This is a genomic window from Paraburkholderia sp. CNPSo 3281, assembly GCF_024206515.1.
GTDB classification, from domain to species: domain Bacteria; phylum Pseudomonadota; class Gammaproteobacteria; order Burkholderiales; family Burkholderiaceae; genus Paraburkholderia; species Paraburkholderia nodosa.
Map to the genome: position 1 here is coordinate 39,156 of NZ_JAMBPS010000052.1, position 15,419 is coordinate 54,574.

General features: G+C 67.8%; 14 protein-coding genes and 1 pseudogene. 11 read left to right on the plus strand and 4 right to left on the minus strand.

Annotated elements, in window-relative coordinates; all coding sequences use genetic code 11:
* Positions 1-205: 205 nt before the first annotated feature.
* Positions 206-611 (plus strand): annotated as a pseudogene (locus tag M3I56_RS32750) (LysR family transcriptional regulator).
* A 140-nt stretch (positions 612-751) separates the two neighbouring features.
* Entirely contained in the window at positions 752-1,501 is a 750-nt protein-coding gene (locus tag M3I56_RS32755) for an SDR family oxidoreductase (protein ID WP_254357534.1), read from the plus strand.
* Positions 1,502-1,570: 69 nt separating this feature from the next.
* On the opposite strand, the gene M3I56_RS32760 is transcribed toward M3I56_RS32755, so the two are convergent.
* Positions 1,571-2,773 (minus strand): ammonium transporter, encoded by a 1,203-nt coding sequence (locus M3I56_RS32760; protein WP_254357535.1) that lies wholly within the window; start codon positions 2,771-2,773, stop codon positions 1,571-1,573.
* A 406-nt stretch (positions 2,774-3,179) separates the two neighbouring features.
* On the opposite strand from M3I56_RS32760, the gene M3I56_RS32765 reads away from it, so the two are divergent.
* Positions 3,180-4,961 carry an ATP-binding protein gene (locus tag M3I56_RS32765; RefSeq protein WP_254357536.1) on the plus strand — a complete coding sequence of 594 codons (1,782 nt, stop codon included), beginning with the start codon at positions 3,180-3,182 and terminating at the stop codon, positions 4,959-4,961.
* 43 nt (positions 4,962-5,004) lie between these two features.
* Here M3I56_RS32765 and M3I56_RS32770 read toward each other — a convergent pair whose 3' ends face one another.
* Positions 5,005-5,334, minus strand: coding sequence for a hypothetical protein (locus M3I56_RS32770; RefSeq protein ID WP_254357537.1), 330 nt, complete (start codon positions 5,332-5,334; stop codon positions 5,005-5,007).
* 145 nt (positions 5,335-5,479) lie between these two features.
* Positions 5,480-6,061: a DJ-1/PfpI family protein gene (locus M3I56_RS32775; protein ID WP_028204790.1), complete on the minus strand. Its 582-nt coding sequence runs from the start codon at positions 6,059-6,061 to the stop codon at positions 5,480-5,482.
* 59 nt (positions 6,062-6,120) lie between these two features.
* Here M3I56_RS32775 and M3I56_RS32780 point away from each other — a divergent pair, with 59 nt between their 5' ends.
* From M3I56_RS32780 to M3I56_RS32800, 5 genes are all read left to right on the plus strand, one after another.
* Positions 6,121-6,657 carry a GNAT family N-acetyltransferase gene (locus M3I56_RS32780; protein WP_254357538.1) on the plus strand — a complete coding sequence of 179 codons (537 nt, stop codon included), beginning with the start codon at positions 6,121-6,123 and terminating at the stop codon, positions 6,655-6,657.
* Positions 6,658-6,659: 2 nt separating this feature from the next.
* Positions 6,660-7,112 carry a hypothetical protein gene (locus M3I56_RS32785; protein ID WP_254357539.1) on the plus strand — a complete coding sequence of 151 codons (453 nt, stop codon included), beginning with the start codon at positions 6,660-6,662 and terminating at the stop codon, positions 7,110-7,112.
* A 125-nt stretch (positions 7,113-7,237) separates the two neighbouring features.
* Positions 7,238-7,693, plus strand: coding sequence for an Rrf2 family transcriptional regulator (locus tag M3I56_RS32790; RefSeq protein ID WP_254357540.1), 456 nt, complete (start codon positions 7,238-7,240; stop codon positions 7,691-7,693).
* A 105-nt stretch (positions 7,694-7,798) separates the two neighbouring features.
* Positions 7,799-8,443 (plus strand): NAD(P)-dependent oxidoreductase, encoded by a 645-nt coding sequence (locus tag M3I56_RS32795; protein ID WP_028204794.1) that lies wholly within the window; start codon positions 7,799-7,801, stop codon positions 8,441-8,443.
* 106 nt (positions 8,444-8,549) lie between these two features.
* Positions 8,550-11,072 carry a mechanosensitive ion channel family protein gene (locus tag M3I56_RS32800; RefSeq protein ID WP_375541828.1) on the plus strand — a complete coding sequence of 841 codons (2,523 nt, stop codon included), beginning with the start codon at positions 8,550-8,552 and terminating at the stop codon, positions 11,070-11,072.
* Between the two features lie 23 nt (positions 11,073-11,095).
* Here M3I56_RS32800 and M3I56_RS32805 read toward each other — a convergent pair whose 3' ends face one another.
* A complete protein-coding gene (locus M3I56_RS32805) occupies positions 11,096-12,352 on the minus strand; it encodes a CaiB/BaiF CoA-transferase family protein (protein WP_254357541.1) in 1,257 nt (418 codons plus the stop codon).
* Between the two features lie 186 nt (positions 12,353-12,538).
* Here M3I56_RS32805 and M3I56_RS32810 point away from each other — a divergent pair, with 186 nt between their 5' ends.
* The 3 genes from M3I56_RS32810 to M3I56_RS32820 form a co-directional block, all read left to right on the plus strand.
* Entirely contained in the window at positions 12,539-13,492 is a 954-nt protein-coding gene (locus tag M3I56_RS32810) for an IclR family transcriptional regulator (RefSeq protein ID WP_254357542.1), read from the plus strand.
* A gap of 34 nt (positions 13,493-13,526) precedes the next feature.
* Positions 13,527-14,717, plus strand: a complete 1,191-nt coding sequence (locus M3I56_RS32815) for an acyl-CoA dehydrogenase family protein (protein WP_254357543.1) — start codon at positions 13,527-13,529, stop codon at positions 14,715-14,717.
* A gap of 36 nt (positions 14,718-14,753) precedes the next feature.
* Positions 14,754-15,419 (plus strand): nitronate monooxygenase (locus tag M3I56_RS32820; protein WP_254357544.1); only part of this gene is annotated, 666 nt, incomplete at its 3' end.

The window sequence follows — 15,419 nt, forward strand, 5'->3', positions numbered from 1 at the left end:
CTGATGGGCGCGGCTCGCTTCATGGTTTGTGAACGTGCGTTCGATTTTCTGCCCGGTCATTACGCCCGGCAACGACAATTTTGTTGGACAGTCCGTCAAGGCGCCTTTGACAGTTTGCCGCGCAAGGCGGCGGCGCCATGTGATCTGGTTCATACCCCCGTTTCTGCCATACCATCGCGTGATCACCCGTTCGATGGAGTCGCACATGCTCTCCGAAGAGGAACTGGCGTTGCTCGACGCCATCCGCGAAACCGGCAGCCTGTCGCGCGCGGCGGCACGCCTGAACAAGGCGCCTTCCACGATTTCGCATGCCGCGCGCCAACTCGAGGCGCGCTTCGACGCGCTGCTCTTCGACCGCCGGCGCTACCGGCTGCAGCTCACCCCGGCCGGGCATCTGCTCGCCGAGGAGGGTGCCGCGGCGGCGCGCGGCGAGGCTCATCGAGCGCGGCGAACTGGTCGAGAAGGTCACGGCGAACCCGCGCGAGCCGAACGTGCTTTACGTGGCGTGGCGCGGTGAGCACGCGGGGCGCGCACTGCACTGGTGGATCGACAGGCTGCGCGAGCTGCGTCTTGCGAGGCGCCTCGTGGAAGGGATCGAGATCACGGGCTGAGGGCGGCTGCCCGCACAGAAGCGCAAACGTTCGATAGCTTCGAACGTTTGCGCCAGGACCGTCGTACGGCAGGCAGCGCGCCGCGCGGCAATATGGCATCACAGTCTCAGATCGAGACTATCCCCTCCAAGGAGAACGTCATGAACCGCTTTGCAAACAAAACTGTCCTCGTCACCGGCGGAACCAGCGGCATCGGCCTCGCTGCCGCGCAAGCCTATGCCGCCGAAGGCGCGCACGTCATCGTCACGGGCCGCGACGAAGCCGGCCTCGAAGCCGCGCGGCGCGCGCTCGGCCCGAACGCGCACGCGTGGCGCAACGACGCGGCCTCGATCACCGGCGCGCGCGAGCTGGCCGCCGCCGTGCGCGACGCCGGCCTGCGCCTCGACGCGGTGTTCATCAACGCGGGCGTGGCGAAGCTCGCGCCGTTCGAGCAAGTGGACGAAGCGCTCTGGGACGTCACCTTCGACACCAACGTGAAGGGCGCGTACTTCCAGATTCAGTCGCTCCTGCCGGTGCTGAACGACGGTGCGGCCATCGTGCTCAACGGCTCGATCAACGCGCATATCGGCATGCCCACGTCGTCGGTATATGCGGCGAGCAAGGCCGCGCTGATCTCGTTCGCGAAGACGCTCTCGGCCGAACTGCTGCCGCGCGGCATTCGCGTGAACGTGGTGAGCCCAGGTCCCGTGAAGACGCCGCTCTACAACAAGTTCGGCATGGACGCCGCCGCGCTCGCGGCGGCCGAGGAATCGATTCGTGGGCTGGTGCCGCTCAAGCGCTTTGCGACGGCGCAGGAGATCGCCTCGACCGTGCTGCATCTGAGCGCCGCCGAGTCGGCCTTCATGATCGGCACCGAGGTGATCGTCGCCGGGGGCATGGGCCAGCTTTGATGGCCCGTGAGTGATGCGTACGGAGTGCGGGCGGCAGGGCGCCGCCCGCATGAGCGTCTTGCGCGCCGGTCAGGAAACCGTTTCGCGTTCCGGCGTGGCCGTGATCTTGTGGATCGACAGGTCGGTGCCGTTGAATTCCTGTTCGCGATCGATGCGCAGGCCGACGAATTTGCGCAGCAGGCCGTACACCACGAGGCCGCCAAGGAAGGCGATCACGATGCCCGCAAGCGTGCCGACGATCTGCGCGCCGAGCGAGACGCCGCCGAGCCCGCCGAGCCAGTGCTGGCCGAAAATGCCCGCGGCGATGCCGCCCCACGCGCCGCACAGGCCGTGCAGCGGCCACACGCCGAGCACGTCGTCGATGCGCCAGCGGTTCTGCACGCAGGTGAACATATAGACGAACAGCGCGCCGGCGACCGCCCCCGTCACGAGCGCGCCGAGCGGATGCATGATGTCCGAGCCCGCGCACACGGCCACGAGCCCCGCGAGCGGCCCGTTGTACGTGAAGCCCGGATCGTTGCGGCCCGCGAACCACGCGGCGAGCGTGCCGCCCACCATCGCCATGAGCGAGTTGACGGCGACGAGACCGCTGATCTTGTCGATGGTCTGCGCGCTCATCACGTTGAAGCCGAACCAGCCCACCGCGAGCACCCATGCGCCGAGCGCGAGGAACGGGATGTTCGAAGGCGGATGCGCGGCGATACGGCCGTCGCGCGTATAGCGGCCGTGGCGTGGCCCGAGCAGCAGCACGGCCGGCAGCGCGATCCAGCCGCCGAACGCGTGGACGACCACCGAGCCCGCGAAGTCATGAAACGGCACGCCGAACCCGTGCGTCATCGCATCCTCGAAACCGAGGCGGTTGTTCCACACCATCCCCTCGAAGAACGGATAGATGAAGCCGACGATCACGAAGGTCGCGAACAGCTGCGGATTGAACTTCGAGCGCTCGGCGATACCGCCCGACACGATGGCCGGAATGGCCGCCGCGAAGGTGAGCAGGAAGAAGAAGCGCACGAGCGCGTAGCCATTGTGCTCGGCGAGCACGTCGGCGTGCGAGAAGAACTGCACGCCGTAGGCGAGCGTATAGCCGATGAAGAAGTAGGCGATCGTCGAAATCGAAAAATCGACGAGGATCTTCACGAGCGCATTGACCTGGTTCTTCTTGCGCACGGTGCCGAGTTCGAGAAACGCGAACCCCGCATGCATGGCGAGCACCATGGCGGCGCCCAGTAGCAGAAATAGCGTGTCGGTACCGGTTTTTAGATTGTCCATCTGGCGTACCCAGTTTGCCCAAAATGGGCGCATAGTCAGCAAGATGCGGGCCAGCTTCAGCGCCAAACTGGTGAATTTGCGGCCGCAACAGGCGTCAAGCCGGTGCGGTCGTGCACCGATGCGGAAAAATAGTCAGTACCGTGTCGTCGGTCTGGGGGCTGGTATCTGGGGCGCATGCACCACGTTTCGGCACAATCTCGGGGCCTGCGCGCAAAGGTGGGGAAATCGCGCGCCAGAATAGGGCGTTTATTTCGATTGTCCTTTCTATATCAATGAATTGTCGGCAAAACGAAATGATTTCACGTTTTCGTGAGGGCAAACTTCGGGCGCACATAGGGCGCAAACGCCGACATAATGGCCAGATTGCCACCTCACGCACGTCCGGTCGCCCGGTACCCGCCACGCAATGCGCCTCACGACCAAAGGGCTTCTGCTGATCGCGATTCCCGCCGTCTTCGAACTGAGCTTGCTGTCGGCCATCGTGAAGGCCGAGACCGACGCCGCCGCCGCGGAGCGCTGGGGCCAGCACAGCCAGGCGGTGCTGGCGCAGGCGTCGCGCGTGCTCGAACCGGTACTGGTCGAGTCGGTCAAGCTGCGCGGTGCGGTGGCGGCCAACGACATGAGCTACTCCACACCGGTTTCGATGTGGATGGACGTGGACCGCCGCATCGACCGGCTTGTCGATCTCGTCGCCGATAATCCCTCGCAGGTCGAGCGCGCCGTGCAGATTCGCCACGCCGTGCAGAACTATCGCCAATGGTCGGACCGCGTGCAGGACCTGCTGCGCTCGGGCCGCCGCGCCGACCTCGCCGAGCGCTTTCGCGCGCTCATGGCTGCCGACGTCCTCGACCGCGTGCGCACGCAGATCGTCTCGCTCCAGACCGAGGAGCGCCGCCTCGACGTATTGCGGGTGTCCGCCGCCGAAGCGGCGCGCGCCCAGCAGCAGACCCTCGTGATGACGGCCGTGCTCGGCTCGATCGTGCTGGTCGCGCTCGCCGTCTGGGTGTTTGCGCGCGGTGTGCGCGGGCGGCTCGACGCGCTTTCCGACAACGCCAACCGGCTGGCCGCAAACGAACCGCTCGCACCGCTCACGGCGGGCAACGACGAAATTGCCGAACTCGACCTCACGCTGCACCAGATCAGCCAGCGACTGATCGAGGCCGAGCGGCTGCGCCTCGGTTTTCAGGCCGACCTCGCGCGGCGCGCGGACCAGCTCGCGCGCATCAACGAAAACCTGCGCCAGCAGACTCAGGAAAACGAGATGTTCATCCACGGCGTGTCGCACGATCTGCGCGCGCCGCTCGTGAACCTGCAGGGCTTCTCGCGCGAGCTCAATCACGCGTGCAACGACCTGCGCGAGCGCATCGCGCATTCTTCGCTTTCACCGCAGGCGCGCGCGCGCATCGAGCGCACCATCACCGAGGATATCGGCGAGGCGCTGCGCTATCTGCAAACGGCCGTGCTGCGCGCATCGCACATCATCGACGCGCTGCTGCGGCTCGCGCGCGTGGGACGCGTGGAGTACCGGCGACAGCGCGTGAGCGTGCAGGAGCTCGTGCAGCGCGTGGTCGACGCGATGCACGCGTCGATTCGCGCACGCGGTGCGCAGGTGAGCGTGCAAACGCTGCCCGACGTATGGGGCGACCCGACGGCGCTCGAGCAGGTGTTTGCAAACCTGATCGGCAACGCGCTCAACTATCTCGATCCGGCGCGCGACGGGCGCGTCGAGATCGGCACGGCTCATGCGCCGCCGGGCGTGGAGTCGCTGCAGATTTTCTATGTGCGCGACAACGGGCTCGGCATTCCCGAGGTGGGCTTGCCGCGGCTCTTTCAGGCGTTCCAGCGCATGCACGGCAACATGACGCCGGGCGAGGGCATCGGGCTCGCGCTCGTGCGCCGCGTGGTCGAGCGGCACGGTGGACGCGTGTGGGTGGAGTCGACGGAAGGCGAGGGGACGACGTTCTATCTGTCGCTGCCCGATGCGCTTGCGGTCGCGCCGCCTTTGCCCGGCGACGCGGAGCAGATCATCAGCGCGCTCGAACGCGCGGAGCGTTCGGAAGCTTCGCCTGGTGGCCCTGCGGAATATGCTGCGAGCGATGGCTCGGGTGGCGCGAACGCGAAGGGGAGCGTGCGAAGCGAGTTGCGGGCGGCGTCCGCGACGGCGTTGCGACCGCCGACAGGCGCTTAGACACTTCCAGTGACGCTTCCGGGCAAGCGCACTCGCGATGCGCTCAGCACGCGCTGAAGATGCGGCGCGGCTTGAGCAGGCGGCTCGCGCGAAATGTCCAGATGGTGCCCACGCCGGCGAGCGCCAGCGAAATGGCCAGCATGGTGTGATGACTGACGGCGATGCCGAACGGCTCGCCGAGCGGCAAGACGAAGCTGCGCACGAGCATGAGCAGGGCTGCCCACAGCGCAAACGCCCCCAGCAGGAGCAGACGCGTGCCGTGCACGTGGCGCGCCCGGTCGGTCAAGCTGCCTTTGCGGCCGCTGCGGCTGCAAAAAAAGAGGATCGCCGCCAGGGCGATCGCGAGTATCACCAGCCAGTCCGTTAGTTCCACGACACGCACTCCGCACTCCAGAACAATTGGCGGCTATTCTGGCCAGCGGCGCGGTGCAGTGATATCGGACCAGTCCGAATTGGCGGTCGGCGCGCGCCGCGCCCCGTGCGAAACAGGGGCGACGCGCGACTGGATCAGCGCTCGCTCACGGCTCGATGCGTGTGCCGAGGAGCGCGAGGAACTGGCGCAGCCATTCGGGATGAGCGGGCCACGCCGGCGCGGTGACGAAGGGGGCGTCCGTCACGGCGCTGTCGATGGCGATGTCGGCGTATTCGCCGCCCGCGAGCCGCACCTCGGGCGCGCAGGCCGGATAGGCCGAAATGCGCTTGCCGCGGATCACCTCGGCCGCGGCGAGCAGCTGGGCCGCATGGCAGATCGCCGCGATGGGCTTGTTCGCCTGGGCGAAGTGACGCACCATCTCGATGACCTTCGGGTCGAGGCGCAGGTATTCGGGCGCGCGCCCCCCTGCGATGGCGAGCGCGTCGTAGCTGGCGGCGTCGATTTCGTCGAAGGTCGCGTTGAGCGCGAACTGGTGCCCCGGCTTTTCGGTGTAAGTCTGGTCGCCCTCGAAGTCGTGGATGGCGGTCTTCACGCGCTCGCCGGCCTTCTTGCCCGGGCACACCGCGTCGACGCGGTGGCCGACGGCCTGCAGCGCCTGGAACGGCACCATCGTTTCATAGTCTTCGGCAAAATCGCCGGTGAGGAACAGGATCTTCTTGACGGCCATCGTTTGTCTCCAGAGGTGGACGGTGGAACAGATCGTGCGCGTGGGCAGTCTACTCCATCATGTTTGACGATTTCGCAAAGCACGGCGTCGCGGGCGACGCACTGCAAACCATCGACTGGCGTTGCTACGTGCCGGGCCGCGATGCGAGCGCGCTGGCCGTCTTGTTTCGCGCGTCCGTGACCACGCTCGCGGCCTCGCGCTACGACGCGGCGCAGTGCAGCGCGTGGGCCGCGGCCGCCGACGATCTCGCGGACTTCGACGCGCGCCTTTCACGCGGCGTCACGCTCGTGGCGCACTGTGACGGCGCGGCAGCGGCGTTCGGGCAGCTCTTTCCGCTCGATCACGTCGAGTGGCTTTACGTCGCGCCGGCATGGTCGCGCCGCGGCCTCGCGACGGCGTTGCTGGCGCGGCTCGAAGCGCTCGCGCGCGAGGCGCGCTCGACGGTATTGAGCGCCGATGCGAGCGCCGTGTCGCGGCCGGTCTTCGAGCGCGCGGGCTTTTCGCTCATTTCGTCGGAATCGGTGTTGCGCGACGGCGTATCATTGCCGCGTTTTCATCTATGCAAGCCGCTTCATGCGGCGAATTTTTCAGGATGACCATGTATTCGAAGGTTTCGACGCAAAGGCTGGCGCTTGCCTCCCTGCTCGTGTGTGCGGCGTTCGCCGCCGGCTGTAACAAGCACGACGCGCCCGATCTGGGCAAGCAGTCCGCCGACGCCGTAAAGCAGGCTACGCAGGACGCCGCCAACCAGGCCGCGCAGCAGGCGGCGCAAACGCTCGGCAAGGCCGCGAGCTTCGTCAATCAGCAGCTCGGTGTGGCGCAGCAGAAGCTCGATTCCGCGGCCTCGCAAGGTCAGCAGGCGAGCGCATCCACGGCTGAGCTGGCTTCGGCGGCGCAGGGCCAGTTGCGCGGCGCGGCAAGCACGGCGCAAGCCTTGCTCGGGCAGGCCGCCGCGACCACCGGCACCGGTTTGACGAATGCGGGGCACTCGTTGCAACGCTGGGCGAGCAACGCCGCCGCGTCGGCGCCGGCATCGGATGCCTCGAAGTAATGCCGCAGCCGTGCAGGCTGCGGCTGCCGGCTTGACGCTCTGAATTAATGTAATTACGATGGTTACACTTTTTGGCGCCGATGGCTCGATCCATTCGCGCGCCGCTCAGCAGTGGCAGGTTCGCCGTGAATACGAGTAGCCGTTTCGCTTTTGCCGTTCACGTGCTCGCGCTACTGGCGCAGCAGGAGGGCGTGCCGCTGTCGTCGGAGATCATCGCGGGCAGCGTGAACACGAATCCCGCGCTGATTCGCCGGCTCCTGTCGATGCTTGCCAGCGCGGGCCTCACGACGTCGCAACTGGGCGCGGGCGGAGGCGCGCTGCTGGCGCGCGAAGCGCAGGCGATCACGCTGCTCGACGTCTACCATGCGGTAGACGACGCGCAGTTGTTCGCCATGCACCGCGAGGAGCCGAATCCGGCGTGCCTCGTCGGGCGTCATATCCAGCAGACGCTGCGCGGGGTGATCGACGACGCACAGCGCGCCATGGAGGCGTCGCTCGCCACCCGCACGCTCGCGGACGTCGTCGACGACATGGAGCGCAGCGAGCGCAAGCTCGAACGCGCGCGGGCGCGGCGAGCCTGAGCGGAACGCGCGCTGCCAGATTCATCAGCGGGGCATTGCCCCGTTTTTTCACCCCTGAAATGTAACTTCATTAGTTACATAAATACGGAAAACAGGAGTCAGTTCATGAGCAAGACACTGAAAATCGCCCTCTTTGGCGCAACGGGCATGGTCGGCTCGCGCATCGCCGCCGAAGCGGCGCGCCGCGGCCACCAGGTGAGCGCGCTGGTGCGCCAGCCCGAGCGCGTGGCGGCCGCACCGAACGTCCACGCGGCGAAGGCCGATCTGCTCGACGCGGCGAGCGTCGCCGCCGCGGTGCGCGGCCACGATGTGGTGGCGAGCGCCTACGCGCCGCCCAAAGATCAGCTCGGCGACCTGCTGGTCGCGAGCCGCGCGCTCGTGGAAGGCGTGCGCGCCGCGGGGCTCAAGCGTCTCGTGGTGGTGGGCGGCGCCGGCTCGCTGGAGGTGGCGCCCGGCAAGCAGCTCGTCGATACCGAAGGCTTCCCCGACGCCTACAAGGCGATCGCGCTCGCCCATCGCGAGGCGTTCGACTACTACCGCACGGTCACCGACATCGACTGGACCTTCTTCGCGCCGGCCGCGATCATCGCTCCCGGCGAGCGCACGGGCACGTTCCGTACTGGCGCCAATACGCTGATCGCCGATGCGAAGGGCGAGAGCCGCATTTCGGCCGAGGACTACGCGATCGCCTTCGTCGACGAGCTGGAGCAGGGCCGCTTCATTCGTCAGATCACAACGGCGGCCTACTGAGGCGCGAAGCGGCGCCCCCTGCGCGCTGACAAACTGTTACGCACGCGCGAGGCGCGGCGAGGCGGAGTGCGGCTAAACTGGAACGTCCTGTTTTTGCCCCTCCGCCATGAATTCCAGCATCGGACGCGATGGCGCGGGCGCCGGGCCGTCGCGCATGCGCTTCTACCCGGCGGATCGTGCACTACTTTCGCGCGCCGCGCCGGCACGCTGGTGTGTTCGTGCGCTCGTTCGCGCGCTCATGCTCCTCGCATGCCTCGCGGCGTGCCTCGCCATGCCGCTGCGGGCCGCCGCCCAAGCCGTGCCGGCACCTGTGCTGCCCGTGCTCAAGAGCATCATCACCGGGGCGCCGGCGGCTGCCTCGGGGGCTTCGGCGGCCGAGGCAGCCTCGGCGCCGTCACCGGCGAGCCAGGCTGAGTTCACGCGCTCGCTCGACAGCGTCATTACCACGCTCGACAACGAGCGCCAGCGCACCGCGCTCCTGAATCAGCTCAAGAAGCTGCGCAGCGCATCGCAAAACGTGGCGCCCGCGCCCGCTTCGGGCGCGGCGGCGACCTCGGGGCTGCTGGGCGCGATCGCATCCGGGCTCGCTTCGGTCGAGGCGGACGCGCGCCGCGGCCGCAGTCCGTTTCACTACTGGGCGGGGCGCTTCAGGGCAGCCGGCATCGAGCTTTACGACATCGCCTCGGGCGGCGAGGGCGAAAGCCTCGGCCGTATTGTGTTCGATCTGTTCGCCATGCTGGCCGGCTGGGGCGCGTGCGCCGCGGTGCTGCGCTGGATCGAGCGGCGCCTGCTCAGGCGTTTCGATGTCGAGACCGGCCTGCGGCCCGATCCACGCACCACCGATCTGCTGATTTTCGTCGTGCATCGCGCGGCGCCATGGATCGTGGCGTTCGTCGGCGCGCTCGTGGTCGAGCGCTCGCTACCGGACGCGCTCGGGCGCACGCTCGCCCTCGTGATCGCCTACGCGATCGTCGCGGGCGCGGTGTTCTCGTCGATCTGCCTGATCATGTTTTCGCTGTTCGGCTCGGGCCACCGGCGCGCGGCCGTGCGCCTGCTGATCGCGCGCTCGCGCCGGCTGCTCTTTGCGATCGGCGTGCTGGCCGCGCTTGGCGACGCCGCGACCAATTTCGAAGTCGCGCGCCAGTTGGGCGCGAACCTGGCCGCACTGGTGAGCACTGCCGCGAACATGGCGGCGGCCGTGCTGACGGCGGTGTTCGCGATCGGCTTTAGGCGGCCGGTCGCGCATCTCATCCGCAACCGCAGCTATTCGCTGCGCCACGGTCACAAGGCGCTCACCGAAGTCCTCGACGTGCTCGCTTCGCTCTGGCAACTGCCGATGCTGCTGCTCGCCGGCGCTTCGATCGTCGCCACGTTCGGCGGTATCGGCAGCCGCGACGACGTGCTGCAGATCTCCGTGGTCTCCGCGCTCCTGCTCGTGCTCGCGTTCTTCCTCTCGGCGGTCGTGCTGCGCATCACGCGCCCGAACCCCGCGCGCGTGCGGCGGAGCTCGCCGTATCTGCGGCGCCTGTTGCGCTTTGCCGGCACGCTGCTCGTGGTGTTCATCTGGTTCGCGTATTTCGAATCGTGCGCGCGCCTCTGGGACATTTCGCTCGCCGCGATCATCGAGGCGAGCGTGGCCGCGCGCGGCATCGCGCACGCCATCTTCGCGATCGTGTCGACCGTGTTTCTCGCGTGGCTCGTGTGGATTACGGTCGATACCGCGATTCTCGAAGCGCTCAATCCAAGCGGTCCGCGCACCAAGGGCCGCGCGCCCAGCACGCGCGCGCGCACCATGCTGCCGCTCGTTCGCAACGCGGTGCTCGTGACGATCCTCACCATCACCGGCATCGTCACCGCGGCGAATCTCGGCATCAACGTCACGCCGCTGCTCGCCGGCGCGGGCGTGATCGGTCTTGCCATCGGCTTTGGCGCGCAGTCGCTCGTAGCCGATCTCATCACCGGTCTTTTCATCATCATCGAGGAGACAATTTCGGTAGGCGACTGGATCGACATCGACAACGGCCATGCGGGCACGGTCGAGCATCTGTCGATCCGCACCGTGCGGCTGCGCGACGGGCAGGGCGCGATCCACGCGATTCCGTTCTCGCAGATCAAGATCGTGAAGAACCTCTCGCGCGACTTCGCGTTTGCCGTGTTCGAAGTGCGCGTGCCGTTCTCGGTCGATCTCGATACGGTCACGCGTATGATTCGCGAGACCGGCGCGGAACTCGTGGCCGACTTCCGCTATCGCCGCGAGATACTCGGGCCCGTGGAAGTGTGGGGGCTCGACCGGTTCGACCCGAACTGGATGGTCGTGAAAGGGCAGATCAAGACCCGGCCGCTGCAGCAGTGGAGCGTGGCGCGTGCATTCAATGCGCGCCTGAAGCGCCACATGGACGAAGCCGGCATCGAGATGCCGGTGCCGCAGATGCAGGTGCACATGTCCACGCGCAGCGGCGATGTCGAGGAGCCGCACGGCGCGGCGCATGGTCATCCGCATCCGCCTGGCGTGCACGCGGCTGGCGGCGTTGCGCGCGACGCCTCGCACGAGCCGCGGCCCGCACCGCCGCCGACGGCGGGCCCCGAGGGCGCGCCGCCGCAGATTCCCACGGCGGGCAGCCGCGGCTGAACGTCTGCGCCGTGCAGGCCAACTCAAATCACCTTGTCGCGCCGCAGTTGCGCGAGTGCTTCGGCGCTCAGACCCAGCGCGCCGTACACCGCTTCGTTATGCTCGCCGAGCGCCGGCCCGCTGTGCGGCACGCCCGCAGGCCGCCCCTTCACGCGCGGCACCACGCAGGGCGCCGGCACCGAGCCCAGATCCGCATCGGGCAGACGAATGATCGTCTCGCGTGCGATGAAATGCGGGTCCGCGGCGATGTCGTCGATGGTGTAGATCTTCGTGTGCGGCACGCCGGCCTCGGTCAGACGCGTAGTTAGCAAGGCGAAGGGCAGTGCGGCGAAAACCTTTTCGAGACGCGCGTCGAGTTCCGCCGCGTGCGCCACGCGGCTCACGTTGTCGACGAAGCGCGCGTCGTCAGGCACGTCGTGAAGCTCGAGCGCCGCGCACAGCCGCCGGAAGATGGGTTGCGACGACGCCACGAGCGAGACCATCACGCCGTCGGCACTGCGATACATGTTCGAGGGCGCGGTATAGGTCGCGCGGTTGCCGTGGTGGCCGCGCACGAGCCCGAGCTGTTCGCGCTCCACCGCGAGCGGCTCCAGCATGCGAAAGAGCGCCTCGGTGGCCGAAAGATCGATCTCCACACCGCGTGCGGCCGGGTCCGAGCGCATCCGCACCATCTCCGCGGCGATAGCGAACGCGGCGAACAGGCCCGCTACCGTATCGCCCATCGGGAAGTTCATGTGCAGCGGCGCACCGTTCGTTTCGCCGGTGAGTTGCGTGAGGCCGCTCATGGCCTCGAAGATACGCGCGAAGCCGCCGCGCTGCCGGTACGGGCCGGTCTGGCCGAACCCGGTCAGACGCAGCACGACGAGGCGCGGATTGGCCGCGTGCAGCGTCTCGAAGTCGAGCCCCCATTCCTCGAGCTTGCCCGCGCGGAAGTTCTCGACGAGCACGTCCGCCTGCGCCGCGAGCCGCAGCAGCAGCGCGCGCCCCTCGGCCTTGCGTACATCGAGCGTGATGCCGCGCTTGCCGCGGTTCGTCACTTTCCAGTAGAGCGAAATATCGTCCTTGACGGGCTGCAGCTTGCGCAGCGCGTCGCTGCCGTCGGGCAACTCGATCTTCGTGACGTCAGCGCCGAGATCGGCGCACAGCGTGGCGCCGAACGGACCGGCCACGACCGTCGAGAGGTCGAGTATGCGCACGCCGGCAAGTGGCCCTGCTTGCTGGCCTTGTGGCGTGTCTTCTGGCGCGCCGGTGGCGGTGGCGAGAGCGCTGTCCGTGAGCATCGTGTCTCCTCGTGCCGAATGAGAATTGTCTGCCCGCAACAGTAGGCGAGAGACGCGCCTGCGTTCAACTGGCGTACTGCAGAGCGAAACACTATGCTGATTTTCTTGACCCCCGGAAGGCGTTTATCGACCATGAGTTCGTCTAATTCCAGATCGCCCAACCCGCCTCGACGCCCGACTACGCAGATGCAAACGCCCACGTCATCCGTCACCGAAAGCCGCGCCACGCCCTCCGGCGGCGTGCGGCGCCGCACGAGCCGGCCGGATGCCGCTGCCGTGCACGGCGAGGACGGTGTGCATGTGCCGCGCGCTGGCGAACCGCTCTTGCCCGCGCCGCCCGACGCCGAATCGACCGACCGCCAGTTCGCGATCAACCTCGCGCGCGGCCTGCAGGTGCTGCGCGCGTTCACGCCGGCCGAGCCGATGCTCGGCAACCGCGAACTGGCCGACCGCACGGGGCTGCCCAAGGCCACCATCTCACGGCTCACTTACACCCTGACGCTGCTCGGCTATCTGAACCGCAGCGAGAAGTACCAGCGCTACCGGCTCGGTGCCGGTGTGCTGACACTGGGCTATCCGATGCTCGCCGCCATGCAGATCCGGCAGATTGCGCGGCCCTATATGGAAAAGCTCGCACGTGAGACGCGCTGCTCCGTGAACCTCGGCATGCGCGACCGGCTGAACGTGGTCTACGTCGATACCTGCCGCCCGGGGCGCGACAACAACGCGCAACCCGACATCGGCAGCACGCGGCCGCTGCTGGCCACGTCGATCGGGCGCGCGCTGCTGATCGGCGAGGGCGCGAAGGAGCGCGAGGCCGTGCTCAACCGCCTGCGCCTCGACGACCCCGAACGCTACGCCGCCGACTGGCCGCTGTGGGACGCCGACCAGGCCGCCTTCGCCGCGCGTGGCTACACGCTGAGCCGCGGCGACTGGGTCCGCGATATTCACGCCATCGCCGTGCCGGTGCGCCAGCCGCCCGACGACGAACGCATCGCGCTCAACTGCACGATCGTGAGCCGCCGTCTCGCCGACGACTGGATCGAGCGCACGGTCGCGCCGCTGCTGCTCGAAGCGGCGCTGCGCATCGAGCGCGCTTGCGGTGTGACGGATGCGAGCGCGGCAGCGGGGCCGCGCTGATACCGAACGCACGCAACCACCAACAGGAGACTCCATGATTCGCGACGCCGCACGCCTGAACCGCCTGCTCACGCAGCTCTACCGCTTCGTGCTTGACGAGTGCATTCCGCTCGAGGCGGAAATCGACCGCACCGACGTGCTGCCCGAAACGCTTGTCGCACGCATGCGCGAACTGGGTCTCTTTGGCCACAGCATTCCTGAGGCATACGGCGGCGCGGGCCTCACGACCGAAGAGCTCGCGTGCGTCAACATGGTCGTTTCCCAGGCTGCGCCGACCTTCCGTGCGCGCTTTGGCGGCAATACCGGCATCGGCTCCGAGGCGCTGATCGCCGACGGCACCGAGGAGCAGAAGCGCCGCTATCTGCCGCGTCTCGCGAGCGGCGAAATCACGGGCTGTTTCGCGCTGACCGAGCCCGACGCGGGCTCGGACGCCACCGCGCTCACCACCACGGCGCGCCGCGAAGGCGACGACTATGTGCTCAACGACAGCAAGCGCTACATCACGAACGCACCGATCGCCGACCTGTTCACCGTGTTCGCGCGCACGAATCCGGACGATCCAGGTGCGGGCGGAATCTCAGCATTCCTGATCGAACGCGGCACGCCGGGGCTGACGACCTCGGCCGGCTATCGCATGATGGGGCAGCGCGGGTCGCCGGTGGGCGAAGTGCATTTGCAGGATTGCCGCGTGAGCGCGTCGGCAGTGCTCGGCGGCGAGCCCGGGCGCGGCTTCAGGAGCGCGATGAAGGCGCTCAACAAGCAGCGCATCAACCTGGCGGGGCTGTGCGTGGGGCCGGCGATCCGCCTGCTCGACGAGATGCTGGCCCATGCGAAGGCGCGCGAACAGTTCGGCAAGCCGATCGCCGAATTCCAGCTCGTGCAGCAGCTCATCGCGCAAAGCAACACCGATATTCACGCGGCGCGCGCTCTCGTGCTGCAGACAGCCAGCGCGCGGGACCGCGGCGAGGACGTGACGATGGCGGCTTCCATGTGCAAGCTGTTCGCCTCGGAAATGTGCGGACGCGTGGCGGATCGCGCCGTGCAGGTCTATGGCGGCAGCGGGTACGTTGCCGACAACGCCGTCGAGCGTCTCTATCGCGACGTGCGGTTGTTCCGGCTCTACGAGGGCACGTCGCAGATTCACGAGCTCAACATCGCGAAGCTGACGCTGCGTGCGCCATTGCACGACGCGCGCCATCACCAGCTGCATCAGAGCGCCGAGTAGGCACGCAGCGCAACGCCAGCCCATTGGAGACGCCTCATGATCCGACTCGGTCCCACCGCCATCTGCCGCGAACTCGGCGCGCACTACCCGGTGTTCGGCTTTTCGCATTCGTCCGATGTGATCGTCGCGCTCGCCGAAGCCGGCGGGTTTGGCGTGCTAGGCCTCGCGCGCGAGATGCCCGAAGACATAGCGCCGATCATCGCTCAGCTCGAGAAAAGACTCGCGGGCAAGCCGTATGGCATCGACCTGATGCTGCCCGCCGGCGTGCCCGAGCATGCCGATATCGGCGGCGTGCGCGCCGGGTTGCCGGCCGCGCACGTCGAATTCGTTGCGGTATTGCGCGAGCGCTTCGGACTCGCCGCCCCCACGCGGCCGAGCTTCTTCACGACGCAGGTGCGCAGCGAGGCGCTCTTCGATGCGCAGATCGATGCCGTGCTCGCGTCGAAGGCGCGTGCCGTGGCGACGGCGAGCGGCATCCGGTCTGAGCTGATCGCGCGTGCGAAAGCCGCGGGCAAGTACACGATCTCGCTCGTCGGCTCGCCGCGCCACGCGCAAAAGGCGCTCGCGCTCGGTGTCGATGCGCTCGTCGCCCAGGGCGCGGATGCGGGCGGCCACACCGGCCCGATCGGCACCTTCTCGCTCGTGCCGCAAATTGTGGCCGTGGCGGGGGGGCGGCCCGTGCTCGCGGCGGGCGGCATCGGC